The 22,676-nt window shown below is 65.0% G+C and carries 16 protein-coding genes; 7 read left to right on the top strand and 9 right to left on the bottom strand.

Translation table 11 applies throughout. The features are described from left to right. The first annotated feature begins 2 nt into the window (after positions 1-2). From VGN93_RS28725 to VGN93_RS28740, 4 genes are all read left to right on the top strand, one after another. Positions 3-578 (top strand): HutD family protein, encoded by a 576-nt coding sequence (locus tag VGN93_RS28725; protein WP_327510329.1) that lies wholly within the window; start codon positions 3-5, stop codon positions 576-578. A gap of 83 nt (positions 579-661) precedes the next feature. Then, positions 662-1,648, top strand: a complete 987-nt coding sequence (locus VGN93_RS28730) for an aldo/keto reductase (protein ID WP_327510330.1) — start codon at positions 662-664, stop codon at positions 1,646-1,648. A gap of 157 nt (positions 1,649-1,805) precedes the next feature. Further along, a complete protein-coding gene (uxuA, locus tag VGN93_RS28735) occupies positions 1,806-2,990 on the top strand; it encodes a mannonate dehydratase (RefSeq protein WP_327510588.1) in 1,185 nt (394 codons plus the stop codon). A gap of 102 nt (positions 2,991-3,092) precedes the next feature. Further along, a complete protein-coding gene (locus VGN93_RS28740; RefSeq protein WP_319311768.1) occupies positions 3,093-3,869 on the top strand; it encodes an ABC transporter substrate-binding protein in 777 nt (258 codons plus the stop codon). 43 nt (positions 3,870-3,912) lie between these two features. Here the strand turns inward: VGN93_RS28740 and VGN93_RS28745 are convergent, their stop codons facing one another. Then, positions 3,913-4,218 carry a hypothetical protein gene (locus tag VGN93_RS28745; RefSeq protein ID WP_327510331.1) on the bottom strand — a complete coding sequence of 102 codons (306 nt, stop codon included), beginning with the start codon at positions 4,216-4,218 and terminating at the stop codon, positions 3,913-3,915. A 99-nt stretch (positions 4,219-4,317) separates the two neighbouring features. On the opposite strand from VGN93_RS28745, the gene VGN93_RS28750 reads away from it, so the two are divergent. Together VGN93_RS28750 and VGN93_RS28755 are read left to right on the top strand one after the other, a co-directional pair. After that, positions 4,318-5,274, top strand: coding sequence for a LysR family transcriptional regulator (locus VGN93_RS28750; protein ID WP_327510332.1), 957 nt, complete (start codon positions 4,318-4,320; stop codon positions 5,272-5,274). Positions 5,275-5,354: 80 nt separating this feature from the next. Beyond that, a complete protein-coding gene (locus VGN93_RS28755; RefSeq protein WP_327510333.1) occupies positions 5,355-6,479 on the top strand; it encodes an FAD-dependent oxidoreductase in 1,125 nt (374 codons plus the stop codon). A gap of 36 nt (positions 6,480-6,515) precedes the next feature. Here VGN93_RS28755 and secD read toward each other — a convergent pair whose 3' ends face one another. The 4 genes from secD to VGN93_RS28775 form a co-directional block, all read right to left on the bottom strand. After that, a complete protein-coding gene (secD, locus tag VGN93_RS28760) occupies positions 6,516-9,053 on the bottom strand; it encodes a protein translocase subunit SecD (RefSeq protein WP_327510334.1) in 2,538 nt (845 codons plus the stop codon). Between the two features lie 108 nt (positions 9,054-9,161). Next, entirely contained in the window at positions 9,162-9,584 is a 423-nt protein-coding gene (locus VGN93_RS28765) for a hypothetical protein (protein ID WP_327510335.1), read from the bottom strand. A 136-nt stretch (positions 9,585-9,720) separates the two neighbouring features. Continuing rightward, positions 9,721-13,191 (bottom strand): ATP-binding protein, encoded by a 3,471-nt coding sequence (locus VGN93_RS28770; RefSeq protein WP_327510336.1) that lies wholly within the window; start codon positions 13,189-13,191, stop codon positions 9,721-9,723. 4 nt (positions 13,192-13,195) lie between these two features. Beyond that, positions 13,196-14,464: a DNA repair exonuclease gene (locus VGN93_RS28775; protein WP_327510337.1), complete on the bottom strand. Its 1,269-nt coding sequence runs from the start codon at positions 14,462-14,464 to the stop codon at positions 13,196-13,198. Between the two features lie 229 nt (positions 14,465-14,693). On the opposite strand from VGN93_RS28775, the gene VGN93_RS28780 reads away from it, so the two are divergent. Next, the gene (locus VGN93_RS28780; RefSeq protein ID WP_327510338.1) at positions 14,694-15,188 is read left to right on the top strand and encodes a MarR family transcriptional regulator; all 495 of its coding nucleotides are present in this window, start codon (positions 14,694-14,696) and stop codon (positions 15,186-15,188) included. 118 nt (positions 15,189-15,306) lie between these two features. Here the strand turns inward: VGN93_RS28780 and VGN93_RS28785 are convergent, their stop codons facing one another. The 4 genes from VGN93_RS28785 to clpX form a co-directional block, all read right to left on the bottom strand. Then, positions 15,307-17,502 carry an esterase-like activity of phytase family protein gene (locus VGN93_RS28785; protein WP_327510339.1) on the bottom strand — a complete coding sequence of 732 codons (2,196 nt, stop codon included), beginning with the start codon at positions 17,500-17,502 and terminating at the stop codon, positions 15,307-15,309. 301 nt (positions 17,503-17,803) lie between these two features. Continuing rightward, positions 17,804-18,079, bottom strand: a complete 276-nt coding sequence (gene hupB, locus VGN93_RS28790; protein WP_023516583.1) for a DNA-binding protein HupB — start codon at positions 18,077-18,079, stop codon at positions 17,804-17,806. Positions 18,080-18,283: 204 nt separating this feature from the next. Then, positions 18,284-20,707, bottom strand: coding sequence for an endopeptidase La (gene lon / locus VGN93_RS28795; protein WP_327510340.1), 2,424 nt, complete (start codon positions 20,705-20,707; stop codon positions 18,284-18,286). Between the two features lie 520 nt (positions 20,708-21,227). Beyond that, positions 21,228-22,505: an ATP-dependent Clp protease ATP-binding subunit ClpX gene (clpX, locus tag VGN93_RS28800; RefSeq protein WP_319311731.1), complete on the bottom strand. Its 1,278-nt coding sequence runs from the start codon at positions 22,503-22,505 to the stop codon at positions 21,228-21,230. Positions 22,506-22,676 lie beyond the last annotated feature (171 nt).

The raw sequence follows: 22,676 nt of genomic DNA on the forward strand, positions 1-22,676 counted from the left end.
GGATGCGGCTTCTCCGCAATGTCGAGCATCGCCGCATGCCGTGGAAGAACGGCGGCGGCGAGACGGTCGAGGTGATCGTCCGTCCGGAAGGCGCCGACCTTTCGGCGTTCGGCTGGCGCGTCAGCATGGCGACGGTGGCGAGCGACGGGCCGTTTTCCGTCTTTCCGGATATAGACCGTACGTTGGCGGTGCTTTCGGGCGACGGCATGGTGCTGTCGATCGAAGGGCTTGGCGACCGGTTGCTGACGCCGTCTTCCACGCCCCTCGCCTTCCCGGCCGATGCGCCCACGACGGCGCGCCTCACCGGCGGGCCGATCACCGACCTCAATGTCATGACCCGTCGTGGCGTTTTCCGGCACAGGCTGGCGCGGCACGTCGCGGAAGGCTCGCTGGTTCTGGCGCAATCATCCGGCGAACGCCTGTTGCTGGCGCTCGAACCGCTCGGCGTTTCCACCGCTGAAGGCCTCATCGGGCTCCAGCCGCTCGATGCCCTGGTTCTCGATGGCTCGGAGCGTGCCGAGGTGGTCTCGGCCGGCGAAAGTGCGGCCTTCTATCTGGTAGAAATCACTCCGGCGTGAGCTTCTCGCGGAAGCGATTTCCTTGTCCGCCTCCGTGCGGAATGCTACCTCCCGACACAATCAATCTGTCGGGAGACCTTTTCATGAGACATCGCAAATTCGGCCGCACGGGTTTTACCACCACGGATATCGGCTTCGGCGCCTGGCAGATCGGCGGCGCCTGGGGCGATGTCAGCGAGGCGGACGGCCGCGCCGCCCTCCATGCCGCGCTCGATGCCGGCATGTCCTTCATCGATACCGCCGACGTCTATGGCGACGGCCGCTCGGAAAAGATCATCGCCGACGTTCTGAAGGACCGCGGCGGCCAGCGCCCGATGGTCGCGACCAAGGCCGGCCGCCGGCTTTCGCCGCATGTCGCCGACGGCTACAACAAGGAAAACCTCGAAGGCTTCATCGACCGCAGCCTGAAGAACCTCGGCGTCGAGCGCCTCGATCTCGTGCAGCTGCATTGCCCGCCGACTGACGTCTATTACCGGCCCGAAGTCTTCCATGCGCTGGAGGAGATCAAGGCCGCCGGCAAGATCGCCAATTACGGCGTCAGCGTCGAGAAGGTCGAGGAAGCGCTGAAGGCGATCGAGTTCCCGGGCGTCGTCAGCGTACAGATCATCTACAACATGTTTCGCCAGCGCCCGGCGCCGCTCTTCTTCAAGGAAGCCGCCCGCCGCCAGGTCGCCGTCATCGCCCGCGTGCCGCTGGCAAGCGGCCTGCTCTCCGGCAAGATCACCCGCGACACCGCCTTCGCCGCCGATGACCACCGCAACTTCAACCGCAATGGCGACGCCTTCGACGTGGGCGAGACCTTTGCCGGCGTGCCCTTCGAGACCGGCTTGCAGGCCGTCGAGGAAATCCGCGCGCTTGTCCCCGCCGGCACGACCATGGCCGCCTTCGCGCTGCGCTGGATCCTGATGGCGGATGCCGTCAGCGTCGTCATCCCCGGCGCGCGCAATGCCGAGCAGGCACAGGCGAACGCCCGGGCCGCCAGCCTGCCGGCCATTCCGGAAGACGTGATGGAAGCGACACGCGAGGTCTACTACCGCCTCGTCGCCCCGCATGTGCACCAGCGCTGGTAGCGATGACGAAATCCGCACCGTCGATGCAGGCTGAAAAACTGGATTGGAAACAGGCGGTTAGCCCGGTTTGCGAAGAGATTGAGTCAGGCGCGCCCCTTGCGCACCCCCTGCCCGTGTGATCCAACCGCCGGGGTTGGGGTCTGGAGGAATGACGATGATGGAAGAATGTTTTCGCTGGTATGGCCCGAAGGATCCGGTGAGCCTCGACCATATCCGGCAGGCCGGTGCGACCGGCATCGTCTCCGCGCTCCACCATATCTATGACGGTTCGGCCTGGCCGCTCGACGACATCCTTGCCCACAAGGCGACGATCGAGGCGGCCGGCCTCACCTGGTCGGTGGTCGAAAGCATTCCGGTGCACAATTCGATCAAGATCGCCGGCCCCGAGCGCAGCAAATATATCGGCGCCTACAAGGATACGATCCGGGCGCTCGCCAAAGCCGATATCAAGACGATCTGTTATAACTTCATGCCGGTCTGCGACTGGACGCGCACCGATCTGCTCTACCGCATGCCTTCCACCGGCTATGCGCTGCGCTTCGATGCCGTGGATTTCGCGGCCTACGACCTGCTGGTGCTGCGCCGGAAGGATGCAGAGAAGGATTATACGCCAGCGGCCATCCGCACCGCGAAGGACCGGCTGATCTCGCTCAACGACGATCAGGTGGCGACGATCGAGCGCAACCTCATCGCCGGCCTGCCGGCGACCGAGCGCAGCTATGATCGCGACGGCTTCCGCAAGGCGCTGGAAGAGTATCAGGGCATCGACGCCGAGGCGCTGCGCGCCAACCTCAAAACCTTCCTGCGCGAGATCGTGCCGGTGGCGGAAGAGGTCGGCGCGCAGCTGTGCATCCACCCGGACGACCCGCCGTTCTCGCTGTTCGGCCTGCCGCGCGTCGTCTCCAACGCCGGGGATGCCCGGGCGATCCTTGCCGCGGCACCGAGCTCCGCGAACGGCCTCACCTTCTGCACCGGCTCCTATGGTGTCCGGGCGGACAACGACCTGCCGGCCATGGTGCGCGAGTTCGGCCCGAACATCCATTTCGCCCACCTGCGCAACGTCACCCGCGAGCCGGACGGTTCCTTTCACGAGGCCGACCATCTCGACGGCTCCACCGACATGGTGGAGGTCGTCGTGGCGCTTCTGGAGGAGCAGGCGCGGCGCAAGGCGGAAGGTCGCGCCGACTGGCGTATTCCGATGCGCCCGGACCACGGCCACCTGCTCGCCGACGATATCGGCAAGGCGCGCATCAATCCCGGCTACTCGCTGATCGGCCGGCTGAAGGGGCTGGCGGAACTGCGCGGCGTGATGCGCGGCATCTCCCGTTTCATGGCGGCCTGACGCATAAACCGAAATGATAGCGACTATCAGGGCTATCTATTTCGTTTATGCGCGAGGCCGCGCTACCGTTCCCCCGGTCACAATCAGAACAGGGGAACGACCATGAAAAAACTGCTGCTCGCGCTGGCTCTTGCAGGCTCCACCCTGCTTTCCGCCCAGGCTTCCGCACAAACGCTGAAGATCGGCACGGAAGGCGCCTACCCGCCCTTCAACTTCCAGGATTCCGCCGGCAATCTCGACGGCTTCGACGTGCAGATCGGCCTTGCGCTCTGCGAGAAGATGAAGGTCGAATGCGACGTCGTCGCGCAGGATTGGGACGGCATCATTCCCGGCCTCGTCGCCAAGAAATACGACATGATCATCGCCTCGATGTTCATCACCGAGGAACGCAAGAAGTCGGTCTCCTTCACGGACCCCTACTACCTCGCCGCCATGACGCATGCCGCGCCGAAGGGCGCCGGGCTTACCGATTTCACCAATGAAGGCATGAAGGGCAAGACGATCGGCGCCCAGTCCGGCACCACCCAGGCCGATTACGTCGCGGCCGTCTATCCGGATGCGGACATCAAGCTCTATCCGACGCAGGACGAAGTGAACCTCGACATGGCGAACGGCCGCCTCGATCTGCAGGTCGGCGACATGATCCCGCTGCTCGACTGGGTCACCAAGAACGACGACGGCAAGGCCTGCTGCGAGTTGGTCGGCACGCCGATCACCGATCCGAAATTCGTCGGCGAAGGCGTGGGCATCGCGGTGCGCCAGGACGACAACGATCTTCGCGAGAAGCTGAATGTCGCTCTCAAGGAGATCCGCGAGGACGGCACCTACAAGAAGATCAACGACAAGTATTTTTCCATCGACATCTACACAATGAAATAAATGGACCGGGAGGCGGCTTCGGCCGCCTCTTTCGTTTGCGCCATCAAGGCTCGAAGCGGGGCGACCTCCCGATGGCCGATCCATCGATGGGACGGGTGAAAAACGCTTCGGCTTCCCCCTCGTCATCGAGACTGACCAGAAAGGGATGGGGATCGAACGCCCGCCTCGGGCGGAATTCCATGCGCGCCTTCACGCCATCCGCCAGCAGGTCATCGAGATAGGACCCCGCGAGCCCGCTGGTGCTAAACCGTTCCCACATATGGCGATTTCCCCTTCGTTCGACCGGCAAAATGCGCCTGCGGGCTTTTTGGTTCCGGTAAAAGCAAGCCTTTGCGGTCGAAAAGCGCATGCCGCCGACCAGGGGTCGTCATTTATCCAGCAGGGGTTGTGAAAGCGGGCCTTCGCCTCGGCTCTTGCCTTTTGCCACGACGCCGTCCTAGCTACACGCATGCCCACCAACCGCCTCGAACGCTTCGCCCACAATCTCGACTGGAACCTGCTGCGCACCTTCGTGGTCGTGGTGGAGGAAGGCAGCATCACGCGGGCGGCGAACCGGCTGCTCCTCCAACAGCCGGCCGTCAGCATGGCGCTGAAGCGGCTGGAGCAATCGGTCGGCCACCGGCTGATCGACCGCAGCCCCGGCCGTTTCGAGCTGACGGAGGCCGGCGAGCGGCTGCATGCGCTCTGCCACGATATTTTCACCGCCATCGTGCGGCTGCCGGAGGCGATGCAGCCGTCCGGCGAGGATATTGCCGGCCATATCACCATCCATTCGGTGAGCCACGCCATGAACCCCGCCTGGGACCGGGCGATCGCCGATTTCTTCCGGCGGCATCCGCGCGTCACCGTTGGCGTGACGGTCGAGACGACCACCGACGTTATCCGATCGGTGGAGCGCGGCGTGGCGACGCTCGGGCTTTCCGACGGCATCATTCCGGAGGGGCTGGAAAAGGTGCCCTTCTGCTACGAGCGCTATGCGCTCTATTGCGGCCGCGGGCACCGGCTGTTCGGCGCGCGCGATGCGCGGCCGGAAGACCTGCGCGGCGAACCCTATGTCTCCTTCCTTGCCGACGTGCTGGGCGGGCCGCATATGGGGCCGGTGACCGCCGTGCGCGCCGTCGGCTCCTTCGGCCAGCAGGTGCGCGCGCTTGCCTTCAACGTGGAGGAAGTGCTGCGCCTCGTGGTGGCCAACGCCGGCATCGGCATGCTGCCGGTCCACCTCACCGGCGTGGCGCTGGCGGCCGGCGAACTCTGGCAGCTTCCGCCCTATGACGACCTGCCGGTGGCCGAAACCTTCCGCATCACCAATCCCGGCTCGGCGCTCAATCCGGCCGAGCGCGCCTTCCTTACCCACATGGCCGAAGTGCCGCCATGGCGCTGGGGCGAGCCGCATCAATCCGGCTGATATCCACCTTCACCTCTATAAATTTGAAGAATGCACAAAGCTTGCTTAGGCCTGTCCCTGCAACGACAGTGGAGGCGGCCATGCAGACGTTCGACATCGCAATCATCGGCGGCGGCATTGCCGGCCTGTCGCTCGCCTATTTCCTCAGCCCGCATCGCTCCGTCGTCGTGCTGGAGCGCGAAGGCGCGCTCGGCTATCACAGCACCGGCCGTTCGGCCGCCGAATTCACGCTGCGCGACAATGCCCCCCTTGTGAACGCGCTCGCCCGCGCCAGCCATGGTTTTCTCACGCAGCCGCCTGAGGGGTTTGCCGCCGTGCCGCTGCTCGCCGACCGGGGCAGCATCATCCTCGGTTCCGAGGGCAAGGAAGCGTTGGTGCGTGCCCGTTTCGAGGCGGCGAAGGCGCTCGGCGTGGCGGTGGAATGGCTCGATACGGCGGCGATGCTCGCCCGCGCGCCGATGCTCGACCCCGCCTATGCCGTCGCGGCCTATTTCGACCCGGATTATTGGGATATCGAGGTGGACGCGCTGTTGCAGGCCTATGCCCGCCATGCGCGGCGCAACGGTGCCGCGATCCTCGAAAATCGTGCCCTCGCCGGCGCCCGACGGGTCGGCGGCAGTTGGCTGATCGAGACCAGTGACGAAACGATCGCCGCCGGAACGCTGGTGAATGCGGCCGGCGGCTGGGCCGACACCGTGGCGGGGCTTTGCGGCGTCGCGCCTATCGGCATCGTGCCGCATCGCCGCACGGCGGTCACCGTCGACCTGCCTGATAGCATCGACGCCAGCCGCCTGCCTGAGATCAACGAGGTTGAGGACGTCTTCTACTTCAAGCCCGAGGGCGGCCGCCTGCTCGCCTCGCCCGCCGACGAAACGCCGTGCGAGCCGGCAGACGTGCAGCCGGAAGAACTCGACGTCGCCTATGCCGCCCACTATGTCGAGGAGGCGACGACGCTGAGCGTGCGTCGCGTCTTCAAGAGCTGGGCCGGCATGCGCAGTTTTTCTCCGGATCGGCTGCCGGTGATCGGCCCGGCCAGGGACGAACCGGGCTTCTTCTGGCTCGCCGGACAGGGCGGATACGGCATCCTCACCTCGCCCTCCCTCGGCAGCCTCGCCGCTGCGCTCCTCACGAAAAGTCCGGTGCCCGAGCCGCTGGCCCGCGAGGGCATAGGGGCGGAGACGTTCAGTCCCGCCCGCTTCCCCTGAAACGAAACGGGCGCCTCAAGGGCGCCCGTTCCGGTTTCAAGCTTCGGTTGCCGGCGTGGTTGCCGAGCCGGGCGCGCGCGTCGTTTCGCGGTCCCTCCACCAGCGGCTGAGGAAGAGCAGGATCGGGCCGCCGATATAGATCGACGAGGTCGTCGCGACGATGACGCCGAACAGCATCGGCCACGCGAACGGCTTCACCGTATCGCCACCCCAGATCGCCATCGGCAGCAGCGAAGCCGCGACGGCCACCGAGGTGAAGATGCATCGCATGACCACCTGGTTGATCGACAGGTCGATCAAATCGGAGAACGGCATCGACTTGTACTTGCGCATGTTCTCTCGCATGCGGTCGTACACCACCACCTTGTCGTTGACCGAGTAGCCGATCAGCGTCAGCACGGCGGCAATGGCCGTCAGGTTGAAGTCGATCTGCATCAGCGCGAAGAAGCCGATCATCTTGGTGATGTCCAGGATCAGCGTCGCGATGGCGCCGACAGCGAAGTGCCATTCGAACCGCCACCAGATGTAGATCAGGATCGCCAGCATGCCGAGGCCGACGGCGAGGAAGCCGGAGCGTGCAAGCTCCGTGCTCACCGTCGGGCCGACCACTTCCGTGCGCTCGAAGTTCGCATCCGCGATCACTTCGGCAACGCCGTTGCGGACCTGCTGGAGGGCGGCGGACTGCGCCTCTTCGCCGCCCGGCTGGCGCTGCACGCGCACCAGCACGGACGTGCCCTGGCCGAATTCCTGCAGCGCCACTTCGCCGAGGTTCAGGCTTTCCATCTTCTCGCGCACGACGGCGAGGTCGATCGGCGTCTTGGAGGTCGCCTCGACCTGGATGCCGCCGACGAAATCGATGCCGTAGTTGAGGCCCGGCGTGAAGAACAGGATGATCGAACTCGTCGAGATGAAGGCCGACATGGCGATCGCGATATAGCGGCCGCGCATGAAGGAGAAGGTCGGGATGCTCGGCACCGCGCCGAACAGCGAGTGGATGTCGATCTTCTTCATCTTGCTGCGGATGACGACCTCGCGCATCAGCAGGCGCACGAAGGTGATCGAGGTGAACATCGAGATCGCCAGACCGATGATCATGGTGATGGCGAAGCCGCGCACCGGGCCGGAGCCGAACATGAAGAGCAGGATCATGCCGACCATGGTCGTCATATTGCCGTCGACGATGGTGGCATAGGCCTTGTTGAAGCCGACGTCGAGCGCCTTCATGGCCCCGGCGCCCGCCGCCGTCTCTTCCCGGATACGGGCATTGATGAGGATGTTGGCGTCCACCGCCATGCCGATACCGAGGATGATACCGGCGATACCGGGCAAGGTCAGCGTCGATCCCAGCAGGCCGAGCAGGCCGATCGTCAGCACCGTGTGCAGCACGAGGCCGAGATTGGCGATGAGGCCCCAGGAGCCATAGAGTACCTGCATCAGCACCACGACGGCGAGCAGGCCGGCAAAGCCGGTATAGAGGCCCATGCGGATCGAGTCGGAGCCGAGGTTCGGGCCAACGGTGCGCTCTTCGATGATGGTGAGCGGCGCCGGCAGTGCGCCGGAGCGCAGCAGCGCCGAAAGCACGGTCGCTTCCTGCGGGTTGAAATTGCCGGAAATCTGGCCCTGGCCGCCGATGATCGGCTCGCGGATGACGGGTGCCGTCAGCACCTTGCCGTCGAGAACGATGGCGAAGGGTTTTCCGACATTCGCCTGCGTGATTTCCGCGAACTGGCGGGCGCCGGTCGAATCGAAGCTGAACGAGACGATCGGCTCGTTCGTGCGCTGGTCGAAGCCGGCCTTTGCGTCCGCAAGACGGTCGCCCGAGATCGCCACGCGCTCTTCCACGGCATATTTGCCGGGGTCGTTGGCGCCGGGCAGGATCATCAAGCCGCGCGGCGCGACGCCGTTCGGGTCCACGGTCTGGTCGACCATGTGGAAGCTCATCTGCGCGGTGGAACCGAGCAGCTGGCGCAGGCGCGTCGGGTCCTGGAGGCCCGGCAGCTGCACGAGGATGCGGTCGCCGCCGACGCGCTGGATGAGCGGTTCGGCAACGCCGACCTGGTCGACGCGGCGACGGATGATTTCAAGGCTCTGCTCGACGGCGGCCGACATGCGCTCGTTGATGCCGGCTTCCGTCAGCGCCACGGTGATGACGGTGCCGGAGGTCTCGACATCGATGTCGGAGGAGCCGGTGCCGAAGCCGAGCGACGTGGTCGGCGCGGCGAGCTTGCGCACTTCCGGCAGGACCTTGTCGAGCGCGGCCTGGTCGGTAAGCGTGATCGTCAGCGTCGTGCCGCTGAGGCGGGCGGCCGAGGCGCGCTCGCCGGCAGTGCGCAGGATGCCGCGCGCATCGTTCAAGAGCACGTCCATGCGCGCCTTGCGCAGTGCGGCGGAATCGACTTCCAGCACGAGATGCGAGCCGCCCTTCAGGTCGAGGCCGAGGGTGACGGGCTTGGCGGGCAGGAAGCGCCCGATCGTCGCCTGCTGTGCGGTCGTCAGCACGTTGGGCACGGCCGCGAGCACCCCGAACAGGATGATTACGGTGTACAACAACAATGCCCATTTGGAGGTTTTCATGGGGTGTTCCACTTAAACTGACGGACGGGCGCGACAGGGTCAGTCGGCGCCGTCCGCTGGGATCGGAATTTCAATCGAATGGCGCGGCATCAGGGACGCCACAGGGCCTCAGGCGACAAAAGCCGGAGGCGCGCGGCTGCGGAACGCCGCATGGCCGGACAAAGCGGGTGCGGCATCGTCGACAGCAAAGAACGCCCCGGAAGAGGCGATTTCGAAGGGATAGAGCAGCAGGCCGGTGCTCGGCACGATCGCCTTGCCGGCCGCATCGCCCTCGGGAAGCCCGGTCTTCGCCTTGGCGACCCGCCGTTCGGCGTGGCCGCTCGCCGGGAACCACAGCTCGTCGCCCGTCGTGGAGAGCGGCGACGGTGCCACGCCGCCTTCCGCGGCTGCGCGCTGCGGGTGGCCCGCCGTCGCGGCGTTCTGCGGCAGGGAGAACTGCGACAGGAATAGGGTGAAGAGCAGCACGAGGAAGCCGACGGGCGCAAAACCCCGCTCCCAAATGGTCGCCTCTCTGCCGGTCCTGTTCGTCATATCCGTCCGTCTGATGCCCGTCCGTCTGTGCGCCGCGCAAAGCAGCGGTGCCGATGGTGCGCCAAGAACCACTTACCGTCATTCAAGTCAAGTTCCGGGCGTTAACGCTTTCCTTACAGCTCGAACGTTTCAGCCCTCACAATTCATGGATCACGACATCCGGGCAGGCTTCGCGCGCGAGATCGCGCAGGTGCTGGTGGTGTGTCAGGTAGATCACCTGCCCGCCCGTGGCCATCGCACCCATGACCTTCAGCGCATTCAGCGCGCGCCTGTCGTCGAAGGTCTCCATGATATCGTCGGCGATGAAGGGCACGATCTCGCGGCTTGCGGCGATCTCATGGTAACCGGCGACGCGCAGCGCCAGGTAAAGCTGGAACCGCGTGCCCTTGGAGAGGTCCTTTGCGAGCTTCGAGCCGCCGGCGGCGGCATTGACGACGAGGAACTCGCTGTCCTTCTCCAGGACCGTCGAAAGCCCGGAATATTCGCCGCCCGTGATGTCGCGAAACGTCTTCGAGGCGCGCTCCATCATCACGCTGCGATGGCGCTCGCGATAGAGCCGCAAGGCCTGCTCGGCCGCGAGAATGCCGGCGCGCGTCGCGAGGTAGCGCCGCGATTTTTCCGCAAGCTCGATCAGCGCCGTGCGCCGACGCTCCTCCAGCACCGCCGCCTCGTCGCTGCCGGCGATCTTGGACAGCGCCTCCTCCGCCCGCGCCCGCGCCAGATGATGCTCCTGCACCGCGCGGTCGAGCTCTTCCAGCCGCACAGCGAGGTCGCCCTTCTCCGCCGCAAGCTGGTCGTCGTCGACCGCCGAAAGCCACGCTTCCGCCTCGTCGACCGTTTCGGCGCGCATCTGTTGCGTGAGATCGCGCCCGGCATCCTCGATGCGCCCCAGAATGTCGTCCCGCTTGCGATAGGCTTCGAGCAGCTGGTCCGCCTCCGCGAGATTGTCGCAGCCGAGGAAGGCGTAGATTTCCGCGAGCCGCGATGTCAGCACGGCCCGGCGCTCGTCCAGCGCCTTCTCCTCGTCATCGAGGCGCAGCAGCGCCTTGTCGATCGCCTCGCGGCGTTCGCGCACCGCGTTGGCCGCGGTGAGCCGCCGGGAAAGGCCGGCGACGGTTGCAAGCGGGTCCTCGGCATCGAACGGTTCGGCAAGCCGCTCGGCAAGGCGGCGCGAATGGCTGCCGTAATCCTGCTGGTCGCGGCGCATGCCGGCGATGCGGTGATCGAATTCGCGCCGCCGCTCGACATTCTGGGCGAGCGCCTGCAAGGCGGGAAGCACCGCGGCAAGCCGCTCCGGCTCGGCCGGGGCTTGCTCCGTCGCAAGCCAGGTGCCGGCGATCTCCCGGCCCCAGGTCTCCTGCCATGCCGCCAGTGCCGCAGCAGTTTCTTCCGCAGCCTTCCGGCGCGCTTCCGCATCCGTCCTGGCGCGGGCGAGATGCTCCGCGACGGCGAGCCGCTGCGTCCGCGCCGCCTTCAGCGCTTCCAGCCGGTCTTCCGCAAGGAACAGCGTCTCGTCGAGCGGCGTACCGCTGGCGAATTCGCTGCCCAGGAGGCCGGAGAGCCGCGCCAGCAGATCGCGTGCGTCGTTTTCCACGAGGTCGGCCTCGATCGTCTGCCGCGCGAGATCGCCGAGCTTCTCCAGCGTCACCGCGCGCCGCTCCAGCCAGGCCGTCACCTCCGCCAGCGGGGTCTCTTCGGGGAGGCCGAAGCGCTTGGCGAGCGAGGACACCTCTGCTCCGACGACCGCCCTCACCTGCCCCAGCCGCAGGGCTTCGTCGCCAAGCGCATCGAGCCGTGCAACGCCCTCCGCCACCGTGCGTTCGAGCACACGCAGTTCCGACAGACGGTCGGCGTTGCGCAGGCGCGTCTCGCCGGCGTGGTCATCATCGTGCATGGCGCGCTCGAACTCGGTCGCGGTGTCGCCGTCGAGCGTCGCACGGTGCCTCTGCCACGCCGCATCCCGCAACATCCTCAGGTGGCCGGCCTGTTCCTCCCCTGCCGCACCGGTCGCCTTCCGGAGCGCATTGAGCGTCACCCGCGCGGAAGCAACCTCAAGCTCCAGCGCCGTGACCTGTTCCTGTTGCCGGCGCAGGGCCTCGGCTGCTGCGTCGTATCGCTTGCGCAGGCCCTCGAATTCCGAAGGTGCCGGGATGGACATGCCCTCCAGCGCCTTGGCCGTGCCGGACCACGGCGCCAGACGCGCCATCGCGCCATCGGCGTCCTGCCGGGCAAGAGCGGTTAGCCGCCGGGCCTCGCGGAGACGCGCAAGAAGATCGCCGGTGCGGGCGGCGCGCAGGATGGCGCCGAGGGTGGCTGCGAGTTCCTCTTCCTTCTGGGCGTCCGCATCCGAAACGGCGCCTGCCTTGCTGCCGAGCGAAACCAGCGTCCGTTCCGCCTCGGTGTGCTCGCGACGGGCCGTTTCGGCGCGTTCGACAAGCGCCGTTCGCCGTGACAGCAGGGCCGTGAGTTTTTCGCCGAGACCTGGCGGCAGGACGATGTCCGCCGGCTCTATATCCGGCGGCAGGCCGAGCGCGGCGATGCCGGCGCCGATCGTGGCGACGACGCGGTCGCGATCCGCCTCGCGGGCGGAAAGGTCCATCACCGCGGTGCGGAAACGGGCTTCCAGCCCCGAGCCGGCGAGTGCCGCAATGTCCCCTCCCGCCGCAAGCACGGCCTCGTCTTCGGTAAACCCGTCGCGCTCATCCTCATAGCGTTCGCGCTCGCCCGTGACCCGCTCGGCCCGCGCAGCGATCTCCGTCGCCTCGCGCGCCAGTTCGCCCGTGAGAGAGCGCCAGGCGGCCGGTGGCGATGAGCCGAGGTCGTAGGCGCCGAGCTCGGTGCGTAGCGCCCGCAGCCGGCGGAGATAGGGAAGTGCTGAGAGGCTGCGCTCGATCTGCGCCAGCGCGGTGCGCACCTCGGCGCGGGCGGCGGCCGCCTCCTCGTGGTGGCGGGTGGCGGTGTCGCGGTCGCGCACCAGCACGCCGTAGTCGCGGGCGGCAATGTCGAGCGCCTTGCGCTCGGCCGCCAATGCTTCGATTTCGGCCTTCAGTGTGGAGAGGCCGTGTTTGCGGCCGGAGGGGCGGTAGAATTCATCGGCTTCCGCCTTCAGCGCGGCGATGCCGGAGGCCATGTCGGAGAGGCCGGAGCTGGCGGAAAACAGCATGGCGCCGAGCTCGCCTTCGCTCTTCAAAATGTCCTCGCCGCCCTTTTCGATGCTCTCGTCGTCGAGCGAGAACATGGTGCGGTAGGCGTTGCGGTCCATGCCGCCGAGCACGCTGGCAAACAGCGTGTCCGGCAGCGGGCGCTCATCGGCGGCGACGAGCGAGGCCTGGTTGCGCTTGAGGCGATAGGCCTGGTGGCGCTCGAGGCCGACGGAAAACTGCCCGCCGACGCGCATCAGCTGATAGGGATGCAGGAAACCGTAGGTGCTCGTCCGCTCGATGCCGAACAGCAGGTCGAGATAGGCGGAGAACAGCGTCGACTTGCCGGCCTCGTTGGGGCCGTGCACGAGGTGGAAATCCGGCTTGCCCGGCCGCGCCGTGCCGAAATCCAGGCTGCGATCGGTGAATTTTCCGTAGCGGACGAGGTCGAGGCGATCGAGGCGCATGCGCTTACGTCCTCCCGCTCTCGTCGCCGAGACGGGCGAGCACGGCATCGGAGCCTTGTAGGGAGAGATCGGCGAGCAGTGCCTCTTCCGCCGCCTCGTCCGCTGCCAAGAGGCTGCGGGCCTCCTTCGGCAACTGGCGCAGCATGTCGGCGAGCGTCTCGCGCAGCTCCTCGCGATAGGCATGGTTCTGCACCACGTCCTCATGCATCAGGCGCGACAGCTCGGTGAGCGGGCCGGCATCGGCGCCTGTGGCCGCGCGCGGCGCGGAGACGGCGAGTTCCACCGCCTCGATCCAGCATTCGCCGAGCGAGGCGGCAATGTTCTGCAATTCGCCGAGCATCAGGTCCTCGTCCCGGCGCAGGCGCCAGGCGAGCGGCGTGGCGCCGGTCAGCGCGAGGCGGGCGACGAGATGGGCGCCGCCTGCGGCCGCCCTCGCCTGCCCCAGCACGGTTTCGACGCGGTCGAGCATGCCGGACCACTCATCGACGCCGGTGAGATCGACGGACAGCCGCTCAAAGACCGCGACGGCCACCCGGTGCTCCTCGCAGGTGATCGTGCCGTCCTCGGCGATCGTCGCGAGTGTCACGCCCTTCGGCCCGCCCTCGTTGATGTCGCGGCCCTGCGGATTGCCGGGCATGACGATCCACGGCTTTTCCAGATGCACGCGGCGCTGGTGGATATGGCCGAGCGCCCAATAGTCGAAACCGTGCGCGGTGAGGTCGGGAATGCCGACGGGAGCGTAGGGATCGTGGCGGCTCGCACCGGCAAGGCTGGTGTGCATGAGGCCGATATTGACGGCATCCGGCACCGGCGCGCGAAAGGTCGGCAGCAGCGAGGCGGGCGCGTGCGGCTGGGCGAAGCTGACGCCGTGCACATGGATTTCGCGGCCGCTTTCAAGCGCGCCGGCCTTCACCGGCTTCCCGCGGCCGTCGAAGACGTGCACGTTCGGCGGGAAGGTCAGCTCACGGGTGATCTGCGACTGCGCATCGTGATTGCCGCGGATGAGGAAGACGCCGATGCCGGCCGCCTCCAGCCGCCGCATCTGCCCCATCAGGAACAGCGCCGTCGCCATGGAGGTCTGCGAGCCGTCATAGAGGTCGCCGGCGACGATGACGGCATCGACACCCTCTGAAATGGCGAGGTCGACGATGCGCTCCAGCGCCTTGCGCGTCGCGCTGCGCACGAGATCGCCGAGATCGGCATTGCGGAGCGCGAGAGACGTGAGCGGCGAATCAAGATGGAGGTCGGCCGTGTGAATGAAGCGGAAAGGCATGGCCGGACAATCGCCTCAGCCCCCTTTCCGGTCAATGCTTGCAGCAACGCTTGCCCGGTTATGCAGGAAAGAAATCATCCCACCCCGAAAAAGCCGGAGAATAGACAGGAAAAATGCGTGTTGCCTGACCGTTCGCATTTACAGCCATCGTTCACTATCTATGATCAAATTATCCGAAAAACTTCACGATCATTTGACATGGTCCCTCATAATACCTATATTCCACCTCATGACTAGCACGATAGAAATCTCCCAGGGCATGTTCAAACTCTACCATCAGGTCAGCCGCCTGGTGAACGAGTGCATGATGGACGAAGGCGTGTCGCTTGCCCGCAGCAAGTTCCTGCTTCTTCTGGAATGTCAGGGCCCGCAGCGCTCGACGGACATCGCCTGCGCGCTCGGTTTCGCGCCGCGCACGGTGACGGAAGCGATCGACGGGCTCGAGCGTGACAAGCTGGTCAAGCGCGAGCCGGACGCGAAGGACCGCCGCGCCAAGATCGTCTCGATCACGGATATGGGCCGCACCGTCATTTCGGCCGCCCAGCAGCCGCAGCACAAGATGATCGAAGCGATCTTCGCCGTCCTCACCGAGGAGCAGAAGCAGCAGCTGAAGGAAATCATCCGCTGTCTCAGCGAGAAGACCGACGAGCTGCAACGCGGCCGGGACCTGAACGAGAACGGTGCCGAAGCGGCTCCCATCCGTCCCTTGCAAGCCGTCGGTTAGCCCGGACGGCAACGGACATCAAAAAAGGCCGGGATCGCGAGATCCCGGCCTTTTCGTTTGCCCTTTCCGGCAGGGCCCGGTGCCTCCCCCGCACGAGGAGACGCCGGAAATCCGTTGCTTACATGGCGTTCATCGGGCCGATGCCGAAGAACAGCGTCTCGCCGGAGGAACCGTCGACGCCGTCATTGTCGGTGACGACATAGCCGTTGCCGGCGGCGTCGATGGTGAAGCCTTCGACCTTGTCGACGACATAGCCGTTGGTGGCGGACTTCAGGTCGGGAACGAGGTCACGAACCTCTTCCTTCTTGACGACCGGCAGTTCGCCGCCGATCTTGCCCGGCTTCAGGTCGGCAAGCGCCACGCGGTAGAGCTTCTTCAGCTTGGCAGCCTGGCCGATCTGGTTGTCGCGCTCGATGATGTAAGCATAGTCGCCGCTTGCCGTGATTTCGGAAAGGCCGACCCAGCCGGCTTCCGTCTTCTCCAGCGGATAGCGCACGGCGCCCCATTCTTCCGAGGAAGGCTTGTAGGAGACGAGCTTCACAAAGCCCTTCTCGTCATCGCCCCATTCGCGCTGCACGGCCATCCAGAGGACCTGCCCATCGCCTTCGCCGACGCTGGTGATACCCTCGAAGCCGAAACGCTTCTCGCCGGCACGCAGTTCGGCCGGGATGGCGATCTCCTTCTGGATCTCGCCCTTCTCGTTCACGTGGATGATGGCATGGCTGTAGAGCTTGTCGGCATCACCCTCGTTGGCAAGCCAGAACCCGCCTTCGCCATCCGGCGTCAGGCCTTCGCTGTCGAGCTTCTGGGCGGCGGCGCCGTTGCGCGTGATGCGCAGGGCATCAACGATCTTCGCCGGCTTCTGGTTGGCGTCGATCGTGAAGATCGTCGGCTGCGCGGCGTAGAAGGAATCGTTGACGGCGTAGAGCATGCCGGCCTGGTCCTTGACCGGAGCCAGGCCCGAAAGCGCGCCAAAACCGATCAGTTCGCCATCCTTCTCGGTGGAGACGATCTGCGGATAGGCCGCTTCGCCTTCCGTGCGCTCGTAGATCATGACGTGCGAACGGGCGCCACCATCTTCGACCAGGTCGGTTTCGTTGGCGGTCACGAAGAGGTTGCGGCTCGGGATGGCGACAGCGCCCTCCGGACCGATGCCCGACGGCAGAAGCTGGAGAAGTTCGGGCTCGGCACCGGTGTCCTTGTAGACGCCGACGATCGAGGCGCGCTCGGCCATGACGAAGAACAGATTGTCGTCGCCGAACTTGGCGGCTTCCAGGCCTTCCGGCTCGACGCCCTTCTTGTTGCGCTTGTCGGGATAGTGGCCGATCCTGGCAATCTCGCGTTCAAAGGCGGCACCGTTCTCGTAAAGAACCTTGCCGGTCTTGTCGAAGATGGTGAAGCCGCGCGCGCCGCCCTTCCAGTCGCCTTCATTGGCGACGACGAAGCGGTTGTCGTCCAGCCACTTCACGGCGTCGGGTTCGCGGGCGACATCCTTCATCTCGCCGGTGAACTTGAGGGCGCCGTCCTTCTTGGTGTCGATGCCTTCCAGGTTGACCGTGCCGGCGGAGAAGTGGGACTTCACGGTGCCGGTCTTGCCATCGACGATGACGATGTAGTTGTTTTCCTGCAGCGTGAGCGCGATTTCGTCGAGGCCGTTGAAGGCGACGAATTCCGGCTCCGGATCGTCACCGGCGACATCGGCGAGGCCGGTCAGCGTGACATGCTTGACCGAACCGCAATCGACGACGCCGTCCTTAAGCGACAGGATGACGAGATCGCCGGCCGGCATCTGCGGGATGTCGCCGTCATTGACCTCCTCGTCGCGCTCGTTTTCGATGGCGATCGCGGCGAGCGTCTTGTCCTTGTTCAGCGCAATCGAGTCCGGCTGGCCGCCGAGATCGCAGGTCGCGTCGATGGCCTTGGAGGCGACATCGACCTGGGCGAGGATGCCCGACGGCTTGACGAAGCTTTCGCGCGTGTTGATGGCGACGAGCGCCTTGCCGCCGGCGAAGGTAACCGAGGTCGGCTCGCCTTCGAACGCGACCGTGCCGCCGGCCTTCGGGGCCTTGGCGTCGGTGATGTCGATAAAGCCGATCGCCTTGTTCGGGCTGTCGGAATAGACGAGCATGTTGCCGTCTTCCGATGCGCTGATGATTTCCGAAGAGGTCGGCGTCGCCTTGTCCACGCCTTCCGCCAGGTTTTCGGCGACGGCGAAGGATGCAATGCGATTGAAGACGGGCTCGGCGCTGGCGGCGGACGCCACCGATGCGGCAAGGACCGCTGCCAGTGCAGCGGTGAGCGAACGAGTTTTCATGAAAACCTCCGGGATCCGGTCAAAAGGAACCCGGCGGTTCTGAGGCTTTCGTGTTACAGGCCGATGACAGTTCGGCGACGGCCGTACGCCCGTGCCCCGAAAAAAGGGGCCCGGAAGAACCGGGCCCCTTCGCTGAAACTCTGGCCTGAAACCCAGGATTGGCGGCGGAGTGGATAACCGCTCTTTGCCCTGCCGCGCCAAGCGCCCCGAAGGACGCGCTTCGGGCGCCGCAGAACTCTGGATGCCGCATCATGTCTCCCCGCACCTGTTCGGGTGCGGGGACCATGCGTGCGGCATCGGGTCAGCCGTTAACGGCGTCCTTCAGCCCCTTGCCGGCCGAGAACTTCGGCACGTTGCGTGCCGGGATCTCGATCTCGGCGCCAGTCGAAAGGTTGCGACCCTTCGAAGCTTCACGACGCGATACGGAGAAATTGCCGAAACCGACCAGACGAACGTCGCCGCCGTTCTTGAGTTCGCCCTGGATCGTCTCGAAAACGGCGTCGACAGCAGATGCTGCGTCCGTCTTGGACAGGCCCGACTTCTCAGCCACTGCGGATACGAGTTCATTCTTGTTCATGTTTCCACCCCTTTCTTACGGTTTGAAACGACTCATACAAGTCGGGGGCAGAATACGCATCGCCCTTCAGCCCGCAAGAAAATTTCGTCGCAATCCCCTGAGAATCCGGGGTTTACACACGCTTTTCAATAAAAAAGACCGGCCCGAGGGCCGGTCTCTCCAGTTTCGTGCCAAATTGCCGGATGCTTTACCCGGCGTTAAGGCTCAATGCGCGATCGCGCCGAGGCCGTCTTCAGTCGATTCGACAGCCGGAACCTTGGTATCCTCGACGGTCCCGTCCCACTCGATCGGCTCGGGCCGGCGCACGAGCGCGTGCTTGATCACCTCGCCCATGCGCGAGACCGGAACGATCTCCATGTTGTTCTTCACGTTGTCCGGAATGTCGGCCAAATCCTTGGCGTTCTCTTCCGGGATCAGCACCTTCTTGATGCCGCCGCGAAGGGCTGCGAGCAGCTTTTCCTTGAGGCCGCCGATCGGCAGCACCCGGCCGCGCAGCGTCACTTCACCCGTCATCGCGATATCCTTCGAGACCGGGATGCCGGTCATGATGGAGACGATGGCGGTCGCCATGGCGATACCGGCCGACGGGCCGTCCTTGGGCGTTGCACCTTCCGGCACATGCACGTGGATGTCGGTCTTGTCGAAGCGCGGCGGCTCGATGCCGAAATCGACGGCGCGCGAGCGGACATAGGATGCCGCCGCCGAGATCGATTCCTTCATCACGTCCTTCAGGTTACCGGTCACCGTCATGCGGCCCTTGCCACCCGGAAGGCTGACGCCTTCGATGGTGAGCAGTTCGCCGCCGACTTCCGTCCAGGCAAGACCCGTGACGACCCCGACCTGGTCCTCGCCCTCGGCTTCGCCGTGGCGGAAACGCGGGATCCCGAGGAAATCGTGGATGTTCTCCGCCGTGACCTCGACCTTCGCCGACTTGCCCTTGATGATCTCGGTGACCGCCTTGCGGCCGAGCTTCATCAGTTCACGCTCCAGGTTACGCACGCCCGCCTCGCGGGTATACTGCTGGACGACCGCCATCAGCGCGCCGTCGGTGACCGAGAATTCCTTCGGCTGCAGCGCGTGGTCGCGGATCGCCTTGGGCAGCAGGTGCCGCTTGGCGATTTCCAGCTTTTCCTCTTCCGTGTAGCCGGCGATGCGGATCACTTCCATGCGGTCCATCAGGGGCGCCGGAATGTTCAGCGTGTTCGCCGTCGTCACGAACATGACGTTGGACAGGTCGTATTCGACTTCCAGGTAGTGGTCCATGAAGGTCGAGTTCTGTTCCGGATCGAGCACCTCGAGAAGCGCAGACGACGGGTCACCGCGGAAATCCATGCCCATCTTGTCGATCTCGTCGAGCAGGAAGAGCGGGTTGGACTTCTTCGCCTTCTTCATCGACTGGATGACCTTGCCGGGCATCGAGCCGATATAGGTGCGGCGGTGGCCACGGATCTCGGCCTCGTCGCGCACGCCGCCAAGCGCCATGCGGATATATTCGCGGCCGGTCGCCTTGGCGATCGATTTCGCAAGCGAGGTCTTGCCGACGCCCGGAGGACCGACGAGGCACAGAATCGGGCCCTTGATCTTGGACGAGCGGGCCTGCACCGCGAGATATTCGACGATGCGTTCCTTGACCTTGTCGAGGCCGAAGTGATCTTCGTCGAGGACCTTTTCCGCGGCGTTGAGGTCGGTCTTGACCTTCGACTTCTTGTTCCACGGAATGCCGGTCAGCCAGTCGAGATAGTTGCGCACGACGGTGGCTTCCGCCGACATCGGGCTCATCTGGCGCAGCTTCTTCATCTCGGCATCCGCCTTCTCGCGGGCCTCCTTGGAGAGCTTGGCCTTGGTGATCTTCTCTTCCAGTTCGGCCATCTCGTCGCGGCCGTCCTCGCCGTCGCCGAGTTCCTTCTGGATCGCCTTCATCTGTTCGTTCAGGTAGTACTCGCGCTGGGTCTTCTCCATCTGGCGCTTGACGCGCGAGCGGATGCGCTTTTCGACCTGGAGAACGGAGATCTCGCCTTCCATGAAGCCGAGCGCCTTTTCCAGGCGCAGCTTGACGCTCGTCGTCTCGAGCATTTCCTGCTTCTCGACGATCTTGATGGAGAGGTGCGAGGCGACGGTATCGGCGAGCTTCGAGTAATCCTCGATCTGGCTCGCGGCACCGACGACTTCAGGCGAAATCTTCTTGTTGAGCTTTACGTAGTTCTCGAACTCGGAGACGACCGAGCGCGACAGCGCTTCGATCTCGACCGGGTCCTCATCGGGCTCGACCAGCACATGGGCCATCGCCTCGTAGAACTCGTCGCGTTCGGTGTAGCCGTCGATTTCAGCACGCGCACGGCCTTCGACCAGCACCTTGACGGTACCGTCGGGCAGTTTCAGCAGCTGAAGCACGTTGGCGACGGTGCCGATGCGGTAAATCGCGTCGACTTCCGGATCGTCGTCGGAGGCGTTGATCTGGGTGGCAAGCATGATCTGCTTGTCGGTGCCCATCACCTCCTCGAGCGCGCGGATCGACTTCTCGCGGCCGACGAACAACGGAACGATCATGTGCGGGAACACCACGATGTCGCGCAGGGGCAGGACCGGGAAGGCCGTCGATTCGTGCGGCGCAGACGTCTTTTTCGTCATGTCATTTCCTTTCAAAGGTCCCGTTTCCGGGAACCGGTCCAATCGGCGCTTTGGGGCGCCGGGCCGGCGATCTTTTCCATCCACAAGTGGCGTTCGGTTAACGCTTTTTCAAGCCCGGCTACGGAGTGCCCCACGCCGTAACGGGCCAGACGAACCAACGGAAGGAAGTGTAGTCTTCCGCGCTGTCGCGGAACTTGCGGCCTTCCCCCGGCAATGCGCCGGAGCATACGCGAGATACAGAATCAAAGTTGTTCATATTCGCTTGGCCCGCGATGTTTCGCAACGTCTTATAGAGGCGGCGGGCGACACCATCATGCCCCGTCCGGCGCCATGCGGCCAGTCACGAAATGTCACGCGCTGACCCGAAACGAAAAGACCCGCCGCAGCGGGTCTTGATTGTTGGCGAACTCACCCCACCCACACCGTCATCCTCGGCCTTGAGCCGAGGAGCCACCGGCTTGCTGGGAGCATGGATGGTCGGGTCAAGCCCGACCATGACGGAGGAGAGGTTTGCGGCCAATCAGGCCGAAACGTTGGCCTTCTCGTCGGAGCGCTCCGAGTAGATGTAGAGCGGGCGGGCGGAACCCTTGACCACCTCGTCCGAGATGACGACCTCGCGCACGCCTTCCAGCGTCGGCAGTTCGAACATCGTGTCGAGCAGGATCTTCTCCATGATCGAGCGCAGGCCGCGTGCACCGGTCTTGCGGGTGATCGCCTTCCTGGCGATCTCGCGCAGCGCGTCCTCGTGGAAGGTCAGTTCGACGTCTTCCATCTCGAACAGGCGCTGGTACTGCTTGATCAGCGCGTTCTTCGGCTCGGACAGGATCTGGATCAGCGCATCCTCGTCGAGGTCTTCCAGCGTCGCCAGGACCGGCAGTCGGCCGATGAATTCCGGGATGAGGCCGAACTTCACCAGGTCTTCCGGCTCCAGTTCGCGCAGCACTTCGCCGACGCGGCGATCTTCCGGCGAGCGCACCGTCGCGCCAAAGCCGATCGAGGTCTTTTCACCGCGCGCCGAGATGATCTTGTCGAGGCCGGCAAAGGCGCCGCCGCAGATGAACAGGATGTTCGTCGTATCGACCTGCAGGAATTCCTGCTGCGGATGCTTGCGGCCACCCTGCGGGGGAACCGAAGCGACCGTGCCTTCCATGATCTTCAGAAGCGCCTGCTGCACGCCCTCGCCCGAAACGTCGCGGGTGATGGACGGGTTGTCGGACTTGCGCGAGATCTTGTCGACTTCGTCGATATAGACGATGCCGCGCTGCGCGCGCTCGACATTGTAGTCGGCCGATTGCAGGAGCTTCAGGATGATGTTTTCCACATCCTCGCCGACGTAACCGGCTTCGGTCAGCGTCGTCGCGTCGGCCATGGTGAAGGGCACATCGATGATGCGGGCGAGCGTCTGGGCGAGATAGGTCTTGCCGCAGCCGGTCGGGCCGACCAGCATGATGTTCGACTTCGCCAGTTCCACATCCGTGCCCTTGGCGGCATGCGCCAGGCGCTTGTAGTGGTTGTGCACCGCGACCGACAGGATGCGTTTGGCCTGCTGCTGGCCGATGACATATTCGTCGAGGACCTTGATGATGTCCTGGGGCGTGGGTACGCCGTCACGGGACTTGACCATCGAGGTCTTGTTCTCTTCGCGGATGATGTCCATGCACAATTCGACGCATTCATCGCAGATGAAGACGGTCGGTCCGGCAATAAGCTTGCGGACTTCGTGCTGGCTCTTTCCGCAGAAAGAGCAATACAGGGTATTCTTGGAGTCGCCGCCGTTGCTGCCGCTGACCTTGCTCATATCACTTTCCTTCCAGCACGCCGTTCATCTCCCGGAAGATGGCCGGACCACTCACACCGCCTTGCCGGAAGCGCTTCCGCGTCCTCCAAAGGCTCCAGGGGCACTGACCGGACCGGGCGCAAGCCCGCCAACCGGTCGCAACGCATTCCCCGCTTAAACACCGAATGCTAG

Origin of the sequence: Shinella sp., from assembly GCF_035998705.1 — a bacterium.
GTDB lineage: Bacteria > Pseudomonadota > Alphaproteobacteria > Rhizobiales > Rhizobiaceae > Shinella.

Coding starts and splice junctions, on each gene's coding strand:
- VGN93_RS28755 (WP_327510333.1), top strand. CDS start 5,355: ATGCAGACGTTCGACATCGCAATCATCGGCGGCGGCATTGCCGGCCTG.
- VGN93_RS28725 (WP_327510329.1), top strand. CDS start 3: ATGCGGCTTCTCCGCAATGTCGAGCATCGCCGCATGCCGTGGAAGAAC.
- VGN93_RS28785 (WP_327510339.1), bottom strand. CDS start 17,502: ATGAAAACTCGTTCGCTCACCGCTGCACTGGCAGCGGTCCTTGCCGCA.
- clpX (WP_319311731.1), bottom strand. CDS start 22,505: ATGAGCAAGGTCAGCGGCAGCAACGGCGGCGACTCCAAGAATACCCTG.
- VGN93_RS28780 (WP_327510338.1), top strand. CDS start 14,694: ATGACTAGCACGATAGAAATCTCCCAGGGCATGTTCAAACTCTACCAT.
- VGN93_RS28750 (WP_327510332.1), top strand. CDS start 4,318: ATGCCCACCAACCGCCTCGAACGCTTCGCCCACAATCTCGACTGGAAC.
- uxuA (WP_327510588.1), top strand. CDS start 1,806: ATGGAAGAATGTTTTCGCTGGTATGGCCCGAAGGATCCGGTGAGCCTC.
- VGN93_RS28775 (WP_327510337.1), bottom strand. CDS start 14,464: ATGCCTTTCCGCTTCATTCACACGGCCGACCTCCATCTTGATTCGCCG.
- VGN93_RS28770 (WP_327510336.1), bottom strand. CDS start 13,191: ATGCGCCTCGATCGCCTCGACCTCGTCCGCTACGGAAAATTCACCGAT.
- secD (WP_327510334.1), bottom strand. CDS start 9,053: ATGAAAACCTCCAAATGGGCATTGTTGTTGTACACCGTAATCATCCTG.
- VGN93_RS28765 (WP_327510335.1), bottom strand. CDS start 9,584: ATGACGAACAGGACCGGCAGAGAGGCGACCATTTGGGAGCGGGGTTTT.
- hupB (WP_023516583.1), bottom strand. CDS start 18,079: ATGAACAAGAATGAACTCGTATCCGCAGTGGCTGAGAAGTCGGGCCTG.
- VGN93_RS28730 (WP_327510330.1), top strand. CDS start 662: ATGAGACATCGCAAATTCGGCCGCACGGGTTTTACCACCACGGATATC.
- VGN93_RS28740 (WP_319311768.1), top strand. CDS start 3,093: ATGAAAAAACTGCTGCTCGCGCTGGCTCTTGCAGGCTCCACCCTGCTT.
- lon (WP_327510340.1), bottom strand. CDS start 20,707: ATGACGAAAAAGACGTCTGCGCCGCACGAATCGACGGCCTTCCCGGTC.
- VGN93_RS28745 (WP_327510331.1), bottom strand. CDS start 4,218: ATGCGCTTTTCGACCGCAAAGGCTTGCTTTTACCGGAACCAAAAAGCC.